At 66.1% G+C, this 20,705-nt stretch carries 18 protein-coding genes; 11 read left to right on the top strand and 7 right to left on the bottom strand.

Translation table 11 applies throughout. The annotated features are described in order from the left end of the window. Window positions 1-68: 68 nt before the first annotated feature. A complete protein-coding gene (locus tag EV687_RS10715; RefSeq protein WP_122229997.1) occupies window positions 69-2,270 on the bottom strand; it encodes a malate synthase G in 2,202 nt (733 codons plus the stop codon). 229 nt (window positions 2,271-2,499) lie between these two features. Between EV687_RS10715 and EV687_RS10720 the strand changes: the two genes are divergently transcribed. Next, window positions 2,500-3,474, top strand: coding sequence for a LysR family transcriptional regulator (locus EV687_RS10720; RefSeq protein ID WP_122230576.1), 975 nt, complete (start codon window positions 2,500-2,502; stop codon window positions 3,472-3,474). 15 nt (window positions 3,475-3,489) lie between these two features. Here EV687_RS10720 and EV687_RS10725 read toward each other — a convergent pair whose 3' ends face one another. The 5 genes from EV687_RS10725 to yajC form a co-directional block, all read right to left on the bottom strand. Continuing rightward, window positions 3,490-6,138: a DUF1631 family protein gene (locus tag EV687_RS10725; protein WP_130466488.1), complete on the bottom strand. Its 2,649-nt coding sequence runs from the start codon at window positions 6,136-6,138 to the stop codon at window positions 3,490-3,492. Between the two features lie 3 nt (window positions 6,139-6,141). Further along, on the bottom strand, window positions 6,142-6,375 hold the full coding sequence (locus EV687_RS10730) for a hypothetical protein (protein ID WP_130466489.1): 234 nt from the start codon (window positions 6,373-6,375) through the stop codon (window positions 6,142-6,144). 34 nt (window positions 6,376-6,409) lie between these two features. Beyond that, window positions 6,410-7,360 (bottom strand): protein translocase subunit SecF, encoded by a 951-nt coding sequence (secF, locus tag EV687_RS10735; protein WP_122229993.1) that lies wholly within the window; start codon window positions 7,358-7,360, stop codon window positions 6,410-6,412. 12 nt (window positions 7,361-7,372) lie between these two features. Continuing rightward, window positions 7,373-9,286, bottom strand: coding sequence for a protein translocase subunit SecD (gene secD, locus EV687_RS10740; protein WP_122229991.1), 1,914 nt, complete (start codon window positions 9,284-9,286; stop codon window positions 7,373-7,375). 149 nt (window positions 9,287-9,435) lie between these two features. Beyond that, entirely contained in the window at window positions 9,436-9,777 is a 342-nt protein-coding gene (gene yajC, locus EV687_RS10745) for a preprotein translocase subunit YajC (protein ID WP_122229989.1), read from the bottom strand. Between the two features lie 406 nt (window positions 9,778-10,183). On the opposite strand from yajC, the gene EV687_RS10750 reads away from it, so the two are divergent. From EV687_RS10750 to EV687_RS10775, 6 genes are all read left to right on the top strand, one after another. Further along, a complete protein-coding gene (locus EV687_RS10750) occupies window positions 10,184-10,762 on the top strand; it encodes a cytochrome b (RefSeq protein ID WP_122229987.1) in 579 nt (192 codons plus the stop codon). 114 nt (window positions 10,763-10,876) lie between these two features. Further along, window positions 10,877-11,446, top strand: coding sequence for a YceI family protein (locus tag EV687_RS10755; RefSeq protein ID WP_242612578.1), 570 nt, complete (start codon window positions 10,877-10,879; stop codon window positions 11,444-11,446). A gap of 58 nt (window positions 11,447-11,504) precedes the next feature. After that, window positions 11,505-12,086: a YceI family protein gene (locus EV687_RS10760; protein WP_122229986.1), complete on the top strand. Its 582-nt coding sequence runs from the start codon at window positions 11,505-11,507 to the stop codon at window positions 12,084-12,086. Between the two features lie 140 nt (window positions 12,087-12,226). After that, complete coding sequence (locus tag EV687_RS10765; RefSeq protein ID WP_242612579.1) at window positions 12,227-15,154, top strand: valine--tRNA ligase; 2,928 nt, start codon at window positions 12,227-12,229, stop codon at window positions 15,152-15,154. An 8-nt stretch (window positions 15,155-15,162) separates the two neighbouring features. After that, complete coding sequence (locus EV687_RS10770) at window positions 15,163-15,861, top strand: DUF1294 domain-containing protein (protein WP_122230571.1); 699 nt, start codon at window positions 15,163-15,165, stop codon at window positions 15,859-15,861. Window positions 15,862-15,875: 14 nt separating this feature from the next. Further along, complete coding sequence (locus EV687_RS10775; protein WP_122229982.1) at window positions 15,876-16,388, top strand: putative toxin-antitoxin system toxin component, PIN family; 513 nt, start codon at window positions 15,876-15,878, stop codon at window positions 16,386-16,388. 32 nt (window positions 16,389-16,420) lie between these two features. Here the strand turns inward: EV687_RS10775 and trpC are convergent, their stop codons facing one another. Next, window positions 16,421-17,221 (bottom strand): indole-3-glycerol phosphate synthase TrpC, encoded by an 801-nt coding sequence (gene trpC / locus EV687_RS10780; protein WP_122229980.1) that lies wholly within the window; start codon window positions 17,219-17,221, stop codon window positions 16,421-16,423. A 227-nt stretch (window positions 17,222-17,448) separates the two neighbouring features. On the opposite strand from trpC, the gene EV687_RS10785 reads away from it, so the two are divergent. From EV687_RS10785 to EV687_RS10800, 4 genes are all read left to right on the top strand, one after another. Next, window positions 17,449-18,258, top strand: a complete 810-nt coding sequence (locus tag EV687_RS10785; RefSeq protein ID WP_122229978.1) for an META and DUF4377 domain-containing protein — start codon at window positions 17,449-17,451, stop codon at window positions 18,256-18,258. 123 nt (window positions 18,259-18,381) lie between these two features. Beyond that, window positions 18,382-19,272 (top strand): fructose bisphosphate aldolase, encoded by an 891-nt coding sequence (locus EV687_RS10790; RefSeq protein ID WP_122229976.1) that lies wholly within the window; start codon window positions 18,382-18,384, stop codon window positions 19,270-19,272. Window positions 19,273-19,432: 160 nt separating this feature from the next. After that, complete coding sequence (locus EV687_RS10795; RefSeq protein WP_122230569.1) at window positions 19,433-20,275, top strand: AAA family ATPase; 843 nt, start codon at window positions 19,433-19,435, stop codon at window positions 20,273-20,275. Between the two features lie 48 nt (window positions 20,276-20,323). Further along, window positions 20,324-20,698, top strand: coding sequence for a bleomycin resistance protein (locus EV687_RS10800; RefSeq protein ID WP_122229974.1), 375 nt, complete (start codon window positions 20,324-20,326; stop codon window positions 20,696-20,698). Window positions 20,699-20,705 lie beyond the last annotated feature (7 nt).

The raw sequence follows: 20,705 nt of genomic DNA on the forward strand, positions 1-20,705 counted from the left end.
TGAAAAAAGCCGCTCATTGGAGCGGCTTTTGCTTTGGAGCCTGCCCGTCGGGCAGAGTCAACAGGTTCTCAGGCCTTGGCCTTGAACTTCAGGCGCCAGGCGTGCAGCAGTGGCTCGGTGTAGCCGCTGGGCTGCGCCACGCCCTTGAACACCAGGTCGCAGGCGGCGCGGTAGGCATAGGAGGTCTCGAAGTGGCCGGCCATCGGCAGGTAGGCCGGATCGCCCGCATTCTGCTGGTCCACCACCGCCGCCATGCGCTCGAAGGTTTCGTGCACCTGGGCCTCGCTGACCACGCCGTGCAGCAGCCAGTTGGCGATGTGCTGGCTGGAAATGCGCAGCGTGGCGCGGTCTTCCATCAGGCCGATGTTGTTGATGTCGGGCACCTTGGAGCAGCCCACGCCCTGGTCGATCCAGCGCACCACGTAGCCGAGGATGCCCTGGATGTTGTTGTCCAGCTCCTGCTGGCGCTCCGCGGCGCTCCAGGTGGCATCGGCCACCACCGGGATGGTCAGCAGGTCGGCGAGCAGGCTGTCACGCACCGATTCGTAGGCGGTCTTCTCCAGCTCTTCCTGGATCGCCTTGACGTCGACCTGGTGGTAATGCAGCGCATGCAGCGTGGCGGCGGTGGGCGAAGGCACCCAGGCGGTGTTGGCGCCGGCCTTGGGGTGGCCGATCTTGGCCTTGAGCATCTCGGCCATCAGATCCGGCATGGCCCACATGCCCTTGCCGATCTGGGCGCGCCCGCGCAGGCCGGCGGACAGGCCCACCAGCACGTTGTTCTTCTCGTAGGCGGCGATCCAGGCGCTGGACTTCATGTCGCCCTTGCGCAGCACCGGGCCGGCCTGCATGACGGTGTGGATTTCGTCGCCGGTGCGGTCGAGGAAGCCCGTGTTGATGAAGGCCACGCGCGCCGGCGCGGCCGCGATGCAGGCCTTGAGGTTGACGCTGGTGCGGCGCTCCTCGTCCATGATGCCGAGCTTGACGGTGTTCTCCGGCAGGCCCAGCAGCTTCTCGACGGCACCGAAGAGTTCGTTGGCGAAGGCCACCTCGGCCGGGCCGTGCATCTTCGGCTTGACGATGTAGACCGAGCCCTTGCGCGAGTTGCGGATGCCACCCTCGCCATGGCCCTTGAGGTCGTGGATGGCGATGGCGGTGGTGATGACGGCATCCATGATGCCTTCGGGAATCTCCTGGCCGGCCTCGCCCCACAGGATGGCCGGGTTGGTCATCAGGTGGCCGACATTGCGCAGAAACATCAGCGAGCGGCCATGCAGCTTGAGCGGCTGGCCATCGGCGCCCGTGTACTCGCGGTCGGCATGGAGGGTGCGGGTGAAGGTCTTGCCGCCCTTGCTGACCTCCTCGCTCAGCGTGCCCTTGATGATGCCCAGCCAGTTGGCATAGGCGGCGACCTTGTCGTCGGCATCGACGGCGGCCACCGAGTCTTCCAGGTCGAGGATGGTCGAGAGCGCGGCCTCGAGCACCACATCGCTGATGCCGGCGGCATCGTCCTTGCCGATCGGCGTGCTGCGGTCGATCTGGATGTCGATGTGGATGCCGTTGTGCACCAGCAGGATGGACGAGGGGCTGGCTGCATCGCCCTGGTAGCCGGCGAACTGCGTGGGGGCCTTGAGGCGCGTGCTCTGGCCGCCGGCCAGGCGCACCACCAGCTGGCCGTCTTCGATGGCGAGGCCAGTGGCATCCTTGTAGGAGCCGGCCGCCAGCGGGGCGGAATCGTCGAGAAACTGGCGGGCAAAGGCGATCACCCGGGCACCGCGCACCGGGTTGTAGCCTTTGCCCTTGTCGGCGCCGCCGTCCTCGGGGATGGCATCGGTGCCGTACAGCGCGTCATAGAGCGAACCCCAGCGCGCGTTGGCGGCATTGAGGGCATAGCGCGCATTGAGGATGGGCACCACCAGCTGCGGGCCGGCTTGCACGGCCAGCTCGTCGTCGACGTTGGTGGTGGTGGCCTTGGCATCGGTAGGGCTTGGCACGATATAGCCGATGCCTTCGAGGAAGCTGCGGTAGGCGGCCAGATCCCGGATCGGACCGGGATTGGCCAGGTGCCAGTTGTCCAGTTCGGTCTGGAAGCGGTCGCGCTCGGCCAGCAGGGCCGCGTTGCGCGGTGCAAAATCCTTGACGAGGGCGTCGAAGCCCTGCCAGAAGGCGCTGCCGTCGATGCCGGTGCCCGGCAGGACTTGCTCATCCACGAAGCTTTTCAGGTTGTTGGCAACCTGCAGGCCGTGGAGGGTGGTGCGTTGGGTCGTCGTCATGGTGTGGATCTCCAGTTCTAGGGCGGTATCGGTTGTTCCTTGGATTCCTTGTATGCCGGCGCAGCGCTCCTGGCAAGGGCGTCATCGATGCCCGTGAACAGGAACATGCTCTGAGACCAGCATGGACTGGACACTTTATTCCATATTGATGTGACAATAAAGCGCCTTCAAATCCATTTACTATTTACTTTTTCACAAAAGTCGCGGTTGCGTGACGGTGATCTCCAGCATGGACAGGCTCAAGGCCCTTGAAACCTTCGTCAATGTCGCGGCCCGCGGCAGCCTCACGGCTGCGGCCAAGGCCGAGGACGTGGTCACGGCCATCGTCAGCCGCCGCCTCGATGCGCTGGAGGCGCATCTGGGCGTCAAGCTGCTGGTGCGCACCACGCGCCGCATCAGCCTCACGCGCGAAGGTGCGGCCTTTCTGGAGGACTGCCAGCGCCTGCTGGCCGAACTGGCCGATGCCGAGGCCAACGTCTCGGCCGGCAGCGTCAAGGCCACGGGCCACTTGCGCCTGACCGCGCCGGCCGGTTTTGGCCGTCGCCACGTGGCACCGCTGGTGCCGCGCTTTCATGCCCAGCACCCGGAGGTGCGCGTCTCGCTCAATCTCAGCGATCGGCTGGTCGATCTGGCCGGCGAGGGTTATGACTGCGCGGTGCGGGTCGGCGACCTGCCCGATTCCTCGCTGATCAGCGTGCGCCTGGCTGACAACCGGCGCCTGTGCGTGGCAGCGCCCGCCTACATCGCACGGCATGGCGTGCCGGCCACGCCGGCCGAACTGCAGCAGCACAATTGCCTGGGCCTCTCCAGCGAGGCCTCGCAAAGCCGGGGCTGGGCCTTTGCGGTGCCGCAGGATCCGGACGCTACCCGCGAGCAGCAGGACGGCGCGCCAGCCGTGCAGCGCCACATCATCCACATCAAGCCGCGTGGCGCACTCGACTGCTCCGACGGCCAGGTGCTGCACGACTGGTGCCTGGCCGGCCACGGCATTGCCTGGCGCAGTACCTGGGAGGTCGAGGCCGACATTGCCAGCGGCCGGCTGGTGCCTCTTCTGGAGGAATTCCGCGCGCCGCCCAATGGCATTTATGCGGTGTTTCCGCAGCGCAAACACATGCCGCTGCGGGTGCGACTGTGGATCGACTTCCTGCGCGAGCAATACGAGCGGCCGGATTTCTGGTGGCGCTCTCCGGCGTCGCCATCATGAGCCGGCTGTGGGCGGCTACTGTGCTGTGCGTGTCGGCGGCTCGGCCGGCGCCGTGGTGGCCGCCGGCGGTGGCGACAGGCTCTGGTGCTGCGTCAGCGCCTGATATTGCGTCAGCGCCTGGCGGGTGGCGCGCAGCATCAGGCCTTCCTGGTCGAGCGGCACCAGTTGGCCGGCGTGGAAATAGCCCGCCAGGGTCTTGAGCTTGATCAGGTAGCTTCTGCCGGCCGATGACGAGAAAAGGTGCAGGTGCTTGTGGCGGCTGTGCCAGACATACTGCAGGCGGATGCCATCATCGCCATTGCCGTCATCCCCGCTGCTGCGCGCGCGGTTGGGGCCCTTGGCGTCGGCAGCCGGTGCCAGGGTGTACCAGCCGCCCAGCTCGCGGCTGCCGGCCCATGCCAGTAGCTCGGTGGGCACATCCTTCAGTGCCTCGGCATCCGCTGGCTGCAGCACCACGAGGTTGGAAGCATCCATGCCCAGCATCAGCTCGATGTTCTCGGGATTGAGCGGAATGTCGTCCACGCCCTCGGCGCTGATGAAGTTCTCCAGGTTCTCCAGGCGCCGCGACATGGCGCGCAGTTGCCCCGGGGCGAGCGTCTGGGTCTTGGCCAGGAAGGCTTCGCTGATGAGCCCGAGCAACCGGCCGAGCGCCGCTTCCTGCGCCATGTCGACCACGCCCACCAGTGCCAGCCCTTTGCGCAGGCGCCGCGTCAGCCGGGGCAGGGCCTGCGCGACGCGGCTGCGCTCGCGCGCGCTGGTCTTGGCGCTGGTGGCCCAGACCAGCAGCGTGGCGGCACGTTTGTAGCGCAGCGTCTCCTCGTCCTGCGGGCCGACCCGCACGGCCGAGACGGCCAGCACCTCGGCCCAGACCTTGAAGAGGAAGCTGCGCACCTCGTCCTTGATGGGCATGTCCTGCAGCATCTTGCGCAGCTCGATGGTGTATTTGACCAGCAGGGTCTCCTTCTCCTCGACCTGCTGCGCCACCGACATGGCCTTGCCCGCCTTGCGGTTCTCGGTGAGGAACTTGCGCAGGAATTTCTCGAACTCGGCCAGCGCCAGCTGAAACACCTTGGAGCCGGTGTCCGGGTACTGCTCGATCATCTGTACCAGCCGGCGCAACTCGGTCTCCAGCACGCTGCCCTGGAAATCCGCGCCGTCGAAACCCATCGCGGCGCTGCCCATGCGGTCGATCAGGCGGCGCGCCGGGTGGTTCATGTCGCTGAAGAATTCCGGCTCGGCCAGCGCGATGCGCAGCACCGGCACCTGCAGGCGCGCGAACAGCACGCGCACCGAGGCCGGCACGCGGTCTTCCGCCAGCACGCTCTGGAACATCAGGGCCACCATCTCGATGATGGCCTTCTCGTTGGGCTTGCCGGCCTTGTCCCGGATGGCCTCCGACTGCTGGCGCGCCAGCTCGGCAATCTGCGCACCGGCAGCGGCCGGCGAGCGCACGAAAGCGGTCTGCACCACTACGCCATGGAGGTTGGCGATGCCTTGCGCCTGCTGGACATTAAGCACCTGCGCCAGGTTGGTGGAGAGGTGGGTGGGTTGCTGGCCGCCGGGTTGCGCGCCCACGCCGACCACCTGGGCCAGGCGCGCCCGCACGTCTTGCCACAGCGCCTGCACCTGTTCGAGGGCCTTCTGGCCAAACTGTGCCTGGGGCGCATGCAGCGGCGGCAACATCGCCGCCGGCTGCTGCATGATGTCGGCAACGCCCGCGCCTGGCGCGTACAGGTGCGGTGCCAGGTAGCCGGCCGCGGCGATGCCGGTCGGCCCGCCGCCCTGCGGTGCGTGGATCCAGTGCGAGGGTGGCTGCGATGCCATGCCACCCGGACCTGCCGCCGCGGCACCCGCCCAGTCCGAGGGCGATAGCCCCGGTGGAGAGCCTGGATAGGCCCCACTACCGCCGCCGCCACCAATACCGCCACCACCGCCAGCCAGAGCGGCCGGCGGTGGTGCGGGGCGCGCCGCCGCCACCGGTTTGGCGCCATGCTCATCCAGGAAAGTGTTGGCCACCTGGTAGGCCTGCGAGAGCAGGGCCGCCCAATCACCGGCGATGGTATCCATGGCCCAGGTCAGGCTGTGCTGCGGCATGCCGGCCTTTTGCCAGGCCGTGAACAGGTTCTCGACGATCACCGAGGGACGGATCGGATCGCGCTCCTGCAGCTCCGGCTGGCGCAGGCCCCGCAGGCGCTTGCGCAACTCGGCGAACTGCGGATCGACCCGCTCGGCGATCCGCAGCGTCAGCTTGGAGGAGGCGATCAGGTTCTCGATGGCCTCATCGCTGATGAGTTCGAGGTCTTCGGGTTCGGCAGCGTCCTCGAGCGTCTGCAGGCCGCTCTGGCCCGAGTGCTGTGTGAACGCCTCGCGCCAGATGGCCAGCAGGCCCTGGGCCCAGTCGCGCCGCTGGCGCGCATAAGCCTGGCGCCATTCCTGCGGGGAGAAGGCCTTGTCGGCCTGCAGCTTGGCAGCATCGTCCTCGGGCACCGACTCGAAGCGCCGCAGCACCAGCTTGTCCAGCGCCGGAATGCTGCCGCACAGGTTCTGCAGGAAATGCTGCCTGGCCATGCGCGCCAGGTCATCCGCTTCGATGGAACCGCTTTGCTGCATCTTGGCCTCCTGCACTGCGCTGGGCTGGTGGGACGTGCGGCTGGGGGTGGACAAGCCCTAGGGCCTGTCCACACTATCCGAGGAGATCGCGTTGGAGCCAGGAGGGGCCGAGCGTGAAGCGGCAACCGCCGCAAGGCCGTATGCCTTGCGAGGATTGTCAACGCTGCGGGCGGCCCGCTCCGGCTCCAACCCTGCGGGATGCCATGAAAAATCGGCCCACTCGGCGTTGCCCGTCTTGCGCGTATCGACATAAGCGCTGCGACGAGTGTCTTGATTGGACAGGCTTTCCATGGCTTCGCGACTCCTTGGATGGAGTGAATAGGCGCTAGACCACTGCGCCGGCGTTCGGGTCGTTGGGGTCGTGGCTGGCCTTCTGGGGCTTGACCAGGTCTTCACGCGTCACCCCCATCCACAGTACCAGGCCGGAGCCGACGAAGATCGACGAGTAGACGCCGAAGACGATGCCGATGGTCAGCGCCAGCGCGAAGTAATGCAGGCTGGGGCCGCCGAAGAACAGCATGCACAGCACCATGGCCTCGGTCGAGGCGTGGGTGATGACGGTGCGGCTCATGGTGCTGGTGATGGCGTGGTCGAGCACCTGGCGCGTCGTCATCTTGCGGTGCTTGCGGAACATCTCGCGCACGCGGTCGAAGATCACCACCACCTCGTTGACCGAATAGCCGAACACCGCCAGCACGCCCGCCAGCACCGCCAGCGAGAACTCCCACTGGAAGAAGGCGAAGAAGCCCAGGATGATGACCACGTCGTGCAGGTTGGCGATGATCGCCGCGATGCCGAACTTCCACTCGAAGCGCAACGCCAGATAGATGGCGATGCCGGCGGCCACGAAGGCCAGCGCCAGCAGGCCATTGGTGGCCAGTTCGTCGCCGACCTGCGGGCCGACGAATTCGTTGCGCAGCAGCTGCACGCCGCCGTCACCTTGGCGCAGGGCTTCGAGCACCTGCTGGCTTTGCTGGTCGGAGGTCACGCCCTGCTGCACCGGCAGGCGGATCAGCACGTCGCGCGCGGTGCCGATGTTCTGCACCTGGATGTCCGAGTAGCCCAGCGCGGCCACGCGCGAGCGCACACCCTCCAGATTGGGTGCCTGTGCGTACTGCACCTGCATCACGGTACCGCCGGTGAATTCGACCGAGAGGTTCAGGCCGCGCGTGACCAGGAAGAACACCGCCAGCACGAACAGGACGATCGAGAGGATATTGAAAGGCAGGACATACCGCATGAACGGAATGTCCCGCTTGATTCTGAAGAATTCCATGGCCGCGTTTCCTTATGCTGCGTTGTTGGTGCGGGCAGGTGTCTGGCTGCCGGCACTGTCGGCCTCTGCGGCGGGCTTCCAGATCTGGCCGATCGAGATGGCCTTGAGGCGCTTGCGCCGTCCATACCAGAGGTTGACCAGGCCACGCGAGAAGAACACCGCCGAGAACATGCTGGTGAGCACGCCCAGGCAGTGCACCACCGCGAAGGCGCGCACCGGTCCGTGGCCGAAGGCCAGCAGCGCGAAGCCGGCGATCAGCGTGGTGATGTTCGAGTCGAGAATCGTCGCCCAGGCCCGCTCGTAGCCGGCATGGATAGCCGCCTGCGGCGACATGCCCACGCGCAGTTCCTCGCGGATGCGCTCGTTGATCAGCACGTTCGAGTCGATCGCCACGCCCAGCGCCAGCGCCAGCGCGGCAATGCCCGGCAGCGTCAGCGTCGCCTGCAGCATCGACAGCACCGCCAGCAGCAGCAGCAGGTTGACCAGCAGCGACAGCGAGGAGATCACGCCGAACACCATGTAGTAGATGCACATGAACACCACGATCAGGCCCATGCCCCAGATCACGCTGTTCTGGCCACGCTCGATGTTTTCCTGGCCCAGGCTCGGGCCGATGGTGTATTCCTCGATGATTTCCATCGGCGCGGCCAGCGCGCCCGAGCGCAGCAGCACGGCCGTCTCGGTGGCCTCGCGCGGCGACATCGAACCGGAGATCTGCACGCGCCCGCCCGGAATTTCCTCGTTGATGTTGGGGGCCGTCACCACCGTGCCCTGGCCGCGCTCGAACAGGATGATGGCCATGCGCTTGTTGACGTTGGCGCGTGTGACGTCGCGGAAGATGCGCGCGCCCGGCGCATCGAATTCGAGGTTCACCACCGGCATGTTGCCGCGCTGCGTGTCGAAGCCAGGCTGGGCATCGAGCAGGTTCTCGCCGGTGAGGATGACCTGGCGCTGCACGATCACGCGGCGGCCGCTGGCGTCCTCGAAGGCCTCCGAACCGAACGGCACCGGCCCTGCGCCCATTTCGGCGGCACGGCCCTCGGTCGATTCGTCGACCAGGCGGATCTGCAGCGTCGCGGTGCGGCCGATCATGCGCTTGGCCTGGGCCACATCCTGCACGCCCGGCAATTGCACGACGATGCGGTTGGCGCCCTGCTGCTGGATCACCGGCTCGGCCACGCCCAGTTCGTTGATGCGGTTGTGCAGGGTGTTGATGTTCTGCTTGAGGGCCTGCTCCTGGATGCGTTGCACCGCCTCGGACGCGAACACGAAGCGCAGGCGCTCGCCCGCGGCGGCGCTGGCCGGGTCGGGGGTGATGTCGGGCAGGGTGTCGGCCACCAGGTTGCGGATGCGGGTCTTGTCGTCCTCGTTGCGCACCGTCACCTCGATGGCCTGGCCGTCGCGGCGCATGCCGCCGTGGCGGATGTCCCGCTCGCGCAGGCTGGTGCGCAAACCGCTGAGGATGGCCTCGGCGCGCTGCGTCATGGCGCCGGCCATGTCCACCTGCAGCGTGAAGTGCACGCCGCCGCGCAGGTCCAGGCCCAGGTACATCGGCTTGGCGTTGATGGCCTGCAGCCAGGCCGGGGTGCGCGAGAGCAGGTTGAGCGCCACCGAATACGAGGGGTTGTTCTCGTCGGGTACCAGCTCATGGGCGATGGCGTCGCGCGCGGGCACCTGGTCGTCCTGGCGGTGCAGACGCACGCGCAGCGAACCTTCGTCGCGTTCGATGCTCTTGGCGTCGATGTTGTGGGCCTGCAGGATGTTCTGGATGCGCGATTGCAGGCCATCGTTGATGGAGGCGTCGGCCTTGAGCGAGGCCACCTGCACGGCGTAGTCCTCGCCGAAGATGTTGGGCAGCGTATAGAGAAAGCCCACCACCAGCGCAATCGCCATGATTGCGTATTTCCATACCGGGTAACGGTTCATGATCGTTTCACATCCATTCTGCACAGACTGGTGCAGCCATTAACGGGGCGGGCAACGCGCTTGCGGCACGGACGGCTGCGGGCCCATGCGGCGTCGCTGGCCAGCCAGGGGCTGCCGCCTTTGCCCGGCGGCAGCGGCCCGGGCGGGCTTCAGGCGGCGTTCTTGTCCAGCGTGCCCTTGGGCAGCACCTGGCCCACCGAGGAGCGTTGCACCTGGATTTCCACGCCAGGGGCGATTTCCAGGTGCAGCCACTGATCGGAGATCTTGTTGACCTTGCCGACGATGCCGCCCGCGGTGACGATTTCGTCACCTTTGGCCAGGGCATCGATCATGGCGCGGTGTTCCTTCTGGCGCTTCATCTGCGGACGGATCATGATGAAGTACAGCACCACGAACATCAGGACCAGCGGCAGCATGCCGGTGAGCATGGAAGCGCCGCCGGCGGCCTCGGCTGCCGGTGCGGTTTGGGCGTAAGCGTTGGAAATAAGCAAGGTGGATCTCCAGAGATTCAGGCATTGGCAAGTGGCATGGGCCGCGCTCGGGCAGTGCCGGACCAGCGGCCACGGCAATACCCCGGCGCATGCGCACGGAGCCGCCCATTGTATGCGGGCTGCCATGGCAGCCGGTTCTGAATGGCTTTTGGGACCGATACGTCCGCTGCTTGCCGGCGCGCCGATGCGCGGCAGGCAGGCAGCCGCAAAACCCGCGGACCGCCGATTGCGGTAATTCGATGACAATGACCAGCAATGTTGCTTTAATCGGAACAATGCGTTTCATCATCGATGGTTTCCCAGCGCCGCCATCCCCGTTACAGTCGGCCAAATCGGCATGGGGCGGGCACCGCCCTTGCAGAGGTCGCCGTCGTTCTCCCATTCAAGCAGCCAGCCCCCACGAACAATGACACCAGTCCCTCCTCTCCACACCGGCGCCAGATACTCGCCAGCGGCCATGCTGCTGCACTGGTTGCTGGCGCTGGGCATCATCGGCATGTTCGGCTTCGGCCTCTACATGGTCGGCCTGCCATTCTCGCCAGCCAAGCTCAAGTACATCAACTGGCACAAATGGGCCGGCATCATCGTGCTGGCGTTGTCGGTGCTGCGCCTGGCCTGGCGCCTGTGGCGCCGGCCGCCACCGCTGCCGCAGGCCATGCTGCGCACCATGCCGCACTGGCAGCAACTGGCCCACCATGCCACGCACCACCTGATGTATCTGCTGTTCTTCGCGGTGCCGCTGCTGGGCTGGGCCTACAGTTCGGCTGCCGGGTTTCCGATCGTGCTGTTCGGCCAATGGCCGCTGCCGGACCTGCTCTCGGCCAATCCGGAACTGGCCAAGCTCATCCGACCGTGGCACAAGTGGAGTGCCTTCGCGCTGATGGGGCTGGCCGTGCTGCATGTGCTGGCGGTCATCAAGCACCAGTGCATCGATCGGGACGGACTGCTCTGGCGCATGCTGCCCTGGGGCCGAGTGCCGTCCTGAGTCATGGCCGCGGAACCAATGGCGGCCAGACCCCTCTGTCTTTTTTTGCGTCGGTTGTTGCTCCATTCCATTTCTGTCTGATCGGTTTCTTCATTTCTTCTGAAAGGTGTTGTCATGCATTCCAAGAACATGCTGGTGGCCGCGGGCCTGTCCCTGCTGGTGTTCGGCCCGGTGGCCTGGTCCCAGCAGGCGCTGGTGGCGCCGCAGAGCGAGATCAAGTTCACCTTCAAGCAACTGGGGGTGCCGGTGAGCGGCCACTTCAAGTCCTTCGAGGCCGATGTCCAACTCGACCCGGCCGATCTCGCGGCCAGTTCCGTCAAGCTCGACGTCGATACCGGCAGCGCCACCATCGGCGACGCGCAGACCGATGCCGAACTGGTCAAGCAGCCCTGGTTCGACACCGCGCAGTTTCCCAAGGCCAGTTTCGTCTCCAGCAGCATCAAACCCCTGCAGGACGGCCAGTACGAGGCCGATGGCACACTGACCATCAAGGGTGTCAGCAGCGCCGTGAAAGTGCCTGTCACGCTCGAGCAGACCGGCGACGTCACGGTCGCCTCCGGAAGGCTGCCGATCCAGCGCCTGGGCTACAAGATCGGCGATGGCGACTGGAGCGACACCTCGGTCGTGGCCGACGAGGTGCAGGTCCAGTTCAAGTTCACGCTCACTGGCGTGGGCAAGTTGTGAGCACCGGCCAGCCATCCGCGAGTTCCATTTTTTCAACCATCACTCCGAGGAGAAACCAATGCGTACATCGATCCTGACCGCATCCGTCGCCGCCGCCCTGTCGCTGGGCGCCGCTTCCGCCATGGCGGCGAGCTACACCATCGATCCGACCCACACTTTCGTGACCTTCGAGATCGACCACAACAAAACCTCGACCAACCGGGGCCGCTTCGACAAGGCCGAGGGCAGCATCGAGTTCGACCGCGCCGCCAAGACGGGCAAGGTCGATGTCAGCGTGCAGATCGCCTCGGTCAATACCGGTACGCCCGGTTTCGACAAGCACCTTCAATCGGCCGACATCTTCAATGCCGCGCAGTTCGCCACAGCCCGCTTCGTCAGCGATCAATTCGTGTTCGATGGCGACAAGGTCGACGAGGTCAAGGGCCAGCTGACCCTGCTGGGCCAGACGCACCCGGTCACGTTCGATGCCGACAAGTTCAACTGCTATGCCAACCAGATGCTGCAGGGCCGTGAGGTCTGCGGCGGCGATTTCGAGGCGACCATCGATCGCACGCAATGGGGTTCCAACTTCGGCGTGGACTGGGGCGCCGCCAAGGATGTGAAGATCATCATCCAGATCGAGGCCGTCAAGGCCGAGTGACCCGGGTGACCCGAGTGACGGGATGGCGGTCTGAGGCGGGCTGCCCCGCCCGCCGGGCGGGGCAGCTAAAATAGGCTCCAGCTGCCATTCATTCAGCGGCATTCCATTCTGATGGAATGCCGTTTTACTTTGTGTCCACCATGAGCCAAGACGCCCCCGCACAGCCCGGCCTGCAAAGCCTTGCCAAGTCCTTCGAACCTGCTGCCATCGAGGCCCTCTGGGGGCCGGAATGGGAAAAGCGCGGCTATGCCCGCGCGGGGTATCGCGGCACCGGCCGGCCCGACGCCGATGCGGCGCGCGCCGGTCGCAACTTTTCCATCCAGCTGCCGCCACCCAACGTCACCGGCACGCTGCACATGGGCCATGCCTTCAACCAGACGGTGATGGATGCGCTCACGCGCTACCACCGCATGCGGGGTTACAACACCGCCTGGATCCCCGGCACCGATCACGCCGGCATCGCCACGCAGATCGTTGTCGAGCGCCAGTTGCAAAGCGCGGGCATCAGCCGCCACGAGATGGGCCCCACACCCGAAGAGGCGCGCAAGAACTTCGTCGCCAAGGTCTGGGAGTGGAAGCAGCAATCGGGCAACACCATCACGGGCCAGATGCGCCGCATCGGCGCCACGGTGGACTGGAGCCGCGAGTACTTCACGATGGACGAGCCGCGCTCCAAGGCCGTCGCCGAAGTGTTCGTGCAGCTTTACGCGCAGGGTCTGATCTACCGCGGCAAGCGGCTGGTCAACTGGGATCCGCAGCTCAAGACCGCGGTCTCGGACCTGGAGGTCGAGAGCGAGGAGCGCGACGGCAGCCTGTGGCACATCGCCTACCCGCTCGAAGACGGCAGCGGCCAGCTGGTGGTGGCCACCACCCGGCCCGAGACCATGCTGGGCGACGCGGCCGTGATGGTGCACCCCGGCGACGAGCGCTACCAGCACCTGATCGGCCAGCAGGTGGTGCTGCCGCTGGTCGGCCGCAAGATTCCGGTCATTGCGGATGATTATGTGGACCGTGAATTCGGCACTGGCGTGGTCAAGGTCACGCCCGCGCACGACTACAACGACTATGCCGTCGGCCAGCGCCACAACCTGCCGCTGATCGGCGTGCTGACACTGGATGCGCGCATCCAGTCCGCCGCCGATGCACCCGGTGACGCGAACATCGCCGCCATCCCGGCCGCCTACCAGGGCCAGGATCGCTTTGCCGCGCGCAAACTGATCGTCTCCGACCTGGAGGCGCAGGGCCTGCTGGTCGAAACCAGGAAGCACAAGTTGATGGTGCCCATCTGCACGCGCACCGGTCAGGTGATCGAGCCGATGCTGACCGACCAGTGGTTCGTCGCGATGAGCAAGCCCGGTGCCGATGGCCAAAGCATCACCGAGAAGGCCATCGCCGCCGTGCACTCGGGCCGCACCCGTTTCGTGCCTGAGAACTGGATCAACACCTACGACCAGTGGATGAACAACATCCAGGACTGGACCATCTCCCGCCAGCTCTGGTGGGGCCACCAGATCCCGGCCTGGTACGACGACGAGGGCAACGTCTTCGTGGCCCGCAGTGGGGAAGAGGCGCAACGGCAGGCGCCGGGCAAGACGCTGCGGCGCGACCCCGACGTGCTCGACACCTGGTTCTCCTCGGCGCTGGTGCCCTTCTCCACCATGGGCTGGCCCGGCAACGAAGCCAAGGACGACCCGCTCTCCGACTACAACCTCTACCTGCCCTCGTCAGTGCTGGTGACCGGTTACGACATCATCTTCTTCTGGGTCGCCCGGATGATCATGATGACCGAGCAGTTCGTCGGCAAGGAACCGTTCCGCCACGTCTACATGCACGGCCTGGTGCGCGATGCGCAGGGCAAGAAGATGAGCAAGTCCGAGGGCAATGTGCTCGACCCGGTGGATCTGATCGACGGCATCGCGCTCGAGCCGCTGCTGGACAAGCGCACCACCGGCCTGCGCCGCCCCGAGACGGCCCCGCAGGTGAGGAAGAACACGCAGAAGGAATTTCCGGAAGGCATCCCCGCCTACGGTGCCGATGCGCTGCGCTTCACCTTTGCCGCGCTGGCCTCGCTGGGCCGCAACATCAACTTCGACTCCAAACGCTGCGAGGGCTACCGCAACTTCTGCAACAAGCTCTGGAACGCCAGCCGCTTCGTGCTGATGAACTGCGAAGGCCATGACTGCGGCGCCACGCCCGAGACGGCCAAGCTGCCGCGCGAGACCAGCAGCGCCGACCGCTGGATCGTCTCGCTGCTGCAGAAGGTCGAGGCTGACGTGGCCCAGGGCTTTGCCGAGTACCGTCTCGACAACGTCGCCAATGCCATCTACCAGTTCGTCTGGGACGAGTTCTGCGACTGGTACCTGGAAATCGCCAAGACCCAGCTGCAGGCCGGCAACGAGGCCCAGCAGCGTGCCACGCGCTTCACGCTGATCCGCGTGCTCGAAGCCATTCTGCGCCTGGCGCATCCGCTCATCCCGTTTGTCACCGAGGCGCTGTGGCAGGTCGTGGCCCCCGTGGCCGGCCAGGGCGGCGAATCCGTCAGCATCGCCGAGTACCCGCAGAGCCAGCCCGAGAAGATCGATGAAGCCGCCATGGCGGAAGTCGATCGCCTCAAGGCCCTGGTCGATGCCTGCCGCAACCTGCGCGGCGAAATGGCCGTCTCGCCCGCGCAGCGCGTGCCGCTCTACGCCACCGCCGCCAGCCGCGAGGGCCTGCGGCTGCTCGAAGATACCGCCGGTGCGCTCAAGGCACTGGCCAAGCTCAGCGAAGTGAAGGTCTTCGCCGACGAGGCCGGCTGGGGGGAGGCGGCCGCCGCGGCGCCAGTGGCCGTGGTGGGAGATGCACGCCTGTGTCTTTTCATCGAGATCGACGTGGCCGCCGAGAAGGCCCGTCTTGCCAAGGAAATAGCCCGCCTCGAAGGCGAGGTCAAAAAGGCCGAGGGCAAGCTGGCCAACGAAGCCTTCGTCGCCAAGGCGCCGCCGGCCGTGATCGCGCAGGAGCGGGAACGCCTGACGAGTTTCGGCACCACGCTTGTGCGCCTGCGCGACCAGCTGGCGCGGCTGGGTTGAGCGCCGTCATGCCGGGCAACACCGCCAGTGGCGGCAGCGCGCGCGTGCAAGGCATCGTGAGCGGCTGGAACGACGAGAAGGGCTATGGCTTCGTGACCGCGCAGCAAGGCGGTGCCAAGGCCTTCCTGCACATCAAGGCGCTATCAGCGCGGGGCCGCCGGCCGTTCGATGGCGACTTGCTCTCCTATGAGCTGCAGCGCGACGCGCGTGGCCGCTGGCAGGCCGAGCGCGCGATGTTCGTGCAGGCTGCGCCGCCAGCGCAGCAGGCCCGCCACACGGGCGCAGCGGCTGCTGCCGCCGGTTCTGGCATGGCGTCGCAGCGTCTGTCTGCCGGCCAGTGGCGCACCTTCGCGGCGGCGCTGGGGCTGCTGGTCGTGGCCGTGCTGGCTGCTGCCGGCCTGCTGCACTGGAGCCTGCTGCCGTGGTGCCTCTTCGCCAGCCTCATCACCTATGGCTGCTACGCGCACGACAAGGCCGCCGCCCAGCAAGGCGCCTGGCGCACCAAGGAAAGCACACTGCAGATCCTGGCATTGGTCGGTGGCTGGCCCGGCGCGCTGCTGGCGCAACAGCGCCTGCGCCACAAGTCGCGCAAGAGGGACTTTCAGTTCGTGTTCTGGTGTGCCGTGCTGGCCAACCTGGCCGCAGTGGTCTGGCTGTGCACGGCGGCTGGCCGGCAGTTCGTCGATGCGCTGCTGCAGATGCTGTGAGAAGCCCGATCGCGATGACCGACGCAACGCTGACTGTGCCTCCTGCGGCACCGGGAGTCTCCAGCGGCCCCACGGCGCTGATCCTCGACACCAACATCGTGCTGGACCTGCTGCTGTTTGGCGATCCGGCCGCCATGGCGCTGCAGGCACAACTGCAGGCGGTGCTGGCGCAGCCGGCGCAATGGCGCTGGATCGCCACGCAGCCCATGCGCGAAGAACTGCGGCATGTGCTGGCTTATGCGCACCTGCAGCCGCGGCTGGCCTACTACCGGCGTGAGCCGGCGCAGATCCTGGCGCACTTCGACGCTGGCGTCGAACTGGTCGAGATCGCTGCTGCCACGGTGTTCCGCTGCAAGGATGGCGACGACCAGAAGTTCATCGATCTGGCCGTGGCCCACCAGGCCGTGCTGCTGAGCAAGGACAAGGCCGTGTTGCGGCTCAGGAAACGGCTGGCGCGCGTGGGCGTGCAGGTGGACACGCAACTGCCGTTGCCGGCCGCCGCATCCGGCGGCGCCTTCTGGTTTTGAGGCGCTGAATCGGCGCTTGTCCGGTGCCTGATTCAGCCGAACAGCTGCGCCAGCGCCTCGCCCGGCTCAGACGCGCGCATGAAGGCCTCGCCCACCAGAAAGGCGTGGATGCCGGCCTCGCGCAGCGTGCGCACGTCCTCGCGCGTGGCAATGCCCGACTCCGTCACCAGCAGGCGGTCGGCGGGCACCTGCTTTTGCAGCTCCAGCGTGGTCTGCAGGCGCGTCTCGAAGGTGCGCAGATTGCGGTTGTTGATGCCCACCAGCGGTGTCTTCAGGCGCAGCGCGCGCTCGAGTTCCTGGCCGTCGTGCACCTCCACCAGCACCGCCATGTCCAGCGAGAGCGCGATGGCCTCGAGTTCGGCCATCAGGCCGTCATCGAGGACGGCTGCGATCAGCAGCACGGCGTCCGCGCCCATCGCCCGCGATTCGTAGATGTGGTAGGGCTCGACCATGAAGTCTTTGCGCAGCACCGGCAGATCGACGCTGGCCCGGGCCTGCTTGAGGCAGTCCACGCTGCCCTGGAAGAACTGCGTATCGGTGAGCACCGACAGGCAGGCGGCGCTGGTCTGCCCATCGCCGGCGGCATAGCTTTGCGCGATGTCGGAGGGGAAGAAAGGCTCGCGCAGCAAGCCCTTGCTGGGGCTGGCCTTCTTGACCTCTGCGATCACCCCGGCCTGGCCCTTGCCGATCTTGCCTCGCAGGGCGCCGACGAAGTCGCGGGTGAGCACACGGCTCTCGGCATCGGCGCGCACGTCGGCGAGCGGCCGCTTCTTCTTGGCGGCGGCGAGTTCCTCGTGCTTGACGGCGATGATTTTTTCCAGAATGTCGGACATGGCAGGTATTGGGGCGAAAGGGGCCGGGAGCGGCGCGTGCCGCGATTATCCCTGAGAACCCGTTCACGATTTTTCCGTGCGGTCGATACCGGCGTTTGCAGATGTTTCCCCGGTGTGGCCCGCCATCGCCGAGTCCGGTTGGCGCACTTGCTATGATCAAAGGCCAACCTTGGCTGCCAGGCCCTGCTGTGGCCGGTCGGCACTGACAAAGAGAAACGGAGTACGACATGACAAGATGGACCACATGGATGGCGGGCCTGGCCAGTGCCGGCGTGCTGGCCGCATGTGCCAGCGGCCCCGCAGCTGGCGACGGCAGCCGGGCCGCCGCTGCTGGCGAGGCGGCGCAGCAGTTGACGGCCTATCACTGGCTGCTGCAGCGCATCGAGGGGGCCGAGCCCGAGCAGGCCTTGCTGGCGCGCGTCAAGCCTGCTGGCGAGCCGCCTGTGCGCCTGAGCTTCTCGGCCGATGGCCGCCTGGCCGTGCAGGCGCTGTGCAACAACATCGGCGCGCCCTACCAGATCGATGGTTGGGCGATCCACATCGGCCTGGGCATGAGCACCAGGCGTGCCTGCGCCGAGCCGGGCCTGATGGAGCTGGAAGACCGCCTGGCCCAGCGCCTGCCCCAGGCCCAGGGCTGGCAGATCGGCTCCGCCCAGGGCGAGCCGACGCTGCAATTGCGCTTTGCCGACGGCAGCCAGTGGCAGTTGCAGGGCACGCCCACCGATGAAACCCGCTTTGGTGGGACGCCCGAGCGCATCTTTCTTGAAGTGGCGCCACAGCCCGAAGCCTGCCAGCATCCGCTGATCCCTGATGGGCGCTGCCTGAAGGTGCGCCAGATCGAGTACGACGCGAACGGCATCCAGACCGGTGCGGGCTCCTGGCAGCTCTGGTACGAGCCCATCGAAGGCTATGTGCACGAGCCAGGCGTGGCCACCGTGCTGCGCGTCAACCGCTACACGCGCCAGAACGTGCCGGCCGATGCGTCGCGCTACGCCTACGTGCTGGACATGCGGGTTCGCTCGGAGATTGCCCGCTAAAATGCGCGTTTGGCATGCGCGGTTTGGCCGCACTTGCCAATCATTTTGTTGATTTGTCGCCAATTGACGATAAAAAACACCTTTTTACTTGATTCAAGGCATTCGCAAGGAGAGCAGCCCGCCATGTCCACGACCGAACAACGCCAACGCATCGCCAGCGGCCAGGGTTTCATTGCAGCGCTGGACCAGAGCGGCGGCAGCACGCCCAAGGCCCTCAAGCTCTATGGCATCGAGGAGTCGGCCTACGGCAATGACGCCGAGATGTTCAACCTGGTGCACCAGATGCGCACCCGCATCGTCACCAGCCCCAGCTTCGACGGCCAGCGCGTGCTCGGCGCGATCCTGTTCGAGCGCACGCTCGATGACAGTTTCGCCGGCAAGGATGCGGCGCTCTACCTGTGGGAAGAAAAGGGCGTCGTGCCTTTCCTGAAGATCGACAAGGGCCTCGAAGATGAGGCCAACGGCGTGCAGCTGCTCAAGCCGATCCCGGGCCTGGCCGAGCTGCTGGCTCGCGCCAAGGCCAAGGGCGTGTTCGGCACCAAGGAGCGTTCGGTCATCAAGGCCAACAACCCCGCTGGCATCGCCGCCGTGCTGGACCAACAGTTCGAACTGGCCCGCCAGGTGCTCGCCGCCGGTCTGGTGCCCATCATCGAGCCGGAAGTGGACATCAAGGCCGCCGACAAGGAAGCCATTGAGGTCGAGCTCAAGAAGGGTCTGCTGGCGCGCCTGGACACCATCGATGCGGCCACCCCTGTGATCCTCAAGCTCACGCTGCCGAGCGTGGACGGCTTCTTCAAGGAGCTGGTCGAGCACCCCAGCGTGCTCAAGGTGGTGGCACTCTCGGGCGGCTACAGCCGCGACGATGCCAATGCGAAGCTGGCCAGGAACCCTGGCGTGATCGCCAGCTTCAGCCGCGCGCTCACCGAAGGCCTGTCGGCGCAGCAAGGCGATGCCGAGTTCGACAAGGCGCTGGGCGCGGCGATCGAATCGATCTACCGCGCTTCGATCGCCTGACGGGCCGCTGCGGCCGGAGGCCCCCTGCCGAGAAAGCAGCCCGCCGCGGCTGCTTTTTTGCATTTCGGCTCCGGTCAGGCAAGGTGTCCGCTGCGTGCTTGTGCCTGCCGCGCTGGCGCCGCACAATGGCCGCTGGCATTTCCGATTCGAGAAGGTGTTTATGAAGTTCCAAGGTTCCGAGAACTATGTGGCGACGCAGGACCTCAAGCTCGCCGTCAACGCCGCCATCGCGCTGCAGCGCCCGTTGCTGGTCAAGGGCGAGCCCGGCACCGGCAAGACCATGCTGGCCGAGGAAGTCGCCCAGGCGCTGGGGTTGAACCTGCTGCAATGGCACATCAAGTCCACCACCAAGGCGCAGCAGGGCCTCTACGAATACGACGCCGTCAGCCGCCTGCGCGATTCGCAGCTCGGTGATGACCGCGTCAAGGACATCCACAACTACATCGTCAAGGGCGTGCTGTGGCAGGCTTTCACCGCCGAGCAGCCCACGGCGCTTCTGATCGACGAGATCGACAAGGCCGACATCGAATTCCCCAACGACCTGCTGCGCGAGCTCGACCGCATGGAATTCCACGTCTACGAGACGCGCGAGCTGGTCAAGGCCAGGCAGCGCCCCATCGTCTTCATCACCTCGAACAACGAGAAGGAGTTGCCCGACGCTTTTCTGCGTCGCTGCTTCTTCCACTACATCAAGTTTCCCGAGGCCGAGACGATGCAGCAGATCGTCAAGGTGCACTTTCCCACGCTCAAGGGCGAGCTGCTGGCGGCGGCGCTCAAGAGCTTCTATGAGGTGCGCAGCATCCCCGGGCTGAAGAAAAAGCCCTCGACCAGCGAGCTGATCGACTGGCTCAAGCTGCTGGTGGCCGAGGATATTCCGGTCGAGGCGCTGCGCAGCCAGGACGACAAGATCGCCGTGCCGCCGCTCCTGGGCGCCCTGCTCAAGAACGAGCAGGACGTGACGCTGTTCGAGAAGCTGGTGTTCATGAACCAGCGCAACCGCTGAGGCGGCCGCCGGAGATTGCAGCACTGCGTGTCGAAAGGGCGGCCTGCCATGTCTGAGAGCATTTTGTCGACAGCGATACCGCAACTGCCATCCGGTGACATCCGGATCACGGCTGCGTTCTTCGCGGACGGGCTTGGTTTCGAGATCGCGGCGGTCTATGCGGAGCAGCGTTTTCTGATCGTGAGGCGCGGCGGCGCCGAGGTTCATTTCTGGCAGACAGATACGGCAGAGGACGCCAGACACTACGGTGCCGCCAGTAGTTGCTATATCCGGGTGCGCGGTATCGACCTGCTGCATGCCGAGTTCCTGCGCCGCGGTGTCCAGTGCCGCCAGGCGCCGCTTACACAGCCATGGGGCATGCGCGAGATGCAGGTCGACGATCCCTACGGCAATGCCATTCGTTTTGGTGAAGACCCGGGTTGACTGGGGT

This window comes from Corticibacter populi (assembly GCF_004217315.1).
GTDB classification, from domain to species: domain Bacteria; phylum Pseudomonadota; class Gammaproteobacteria; order Burkholderiales; family Burkholderiaceae_C; genus Lampropedia; species Lampropedia populi.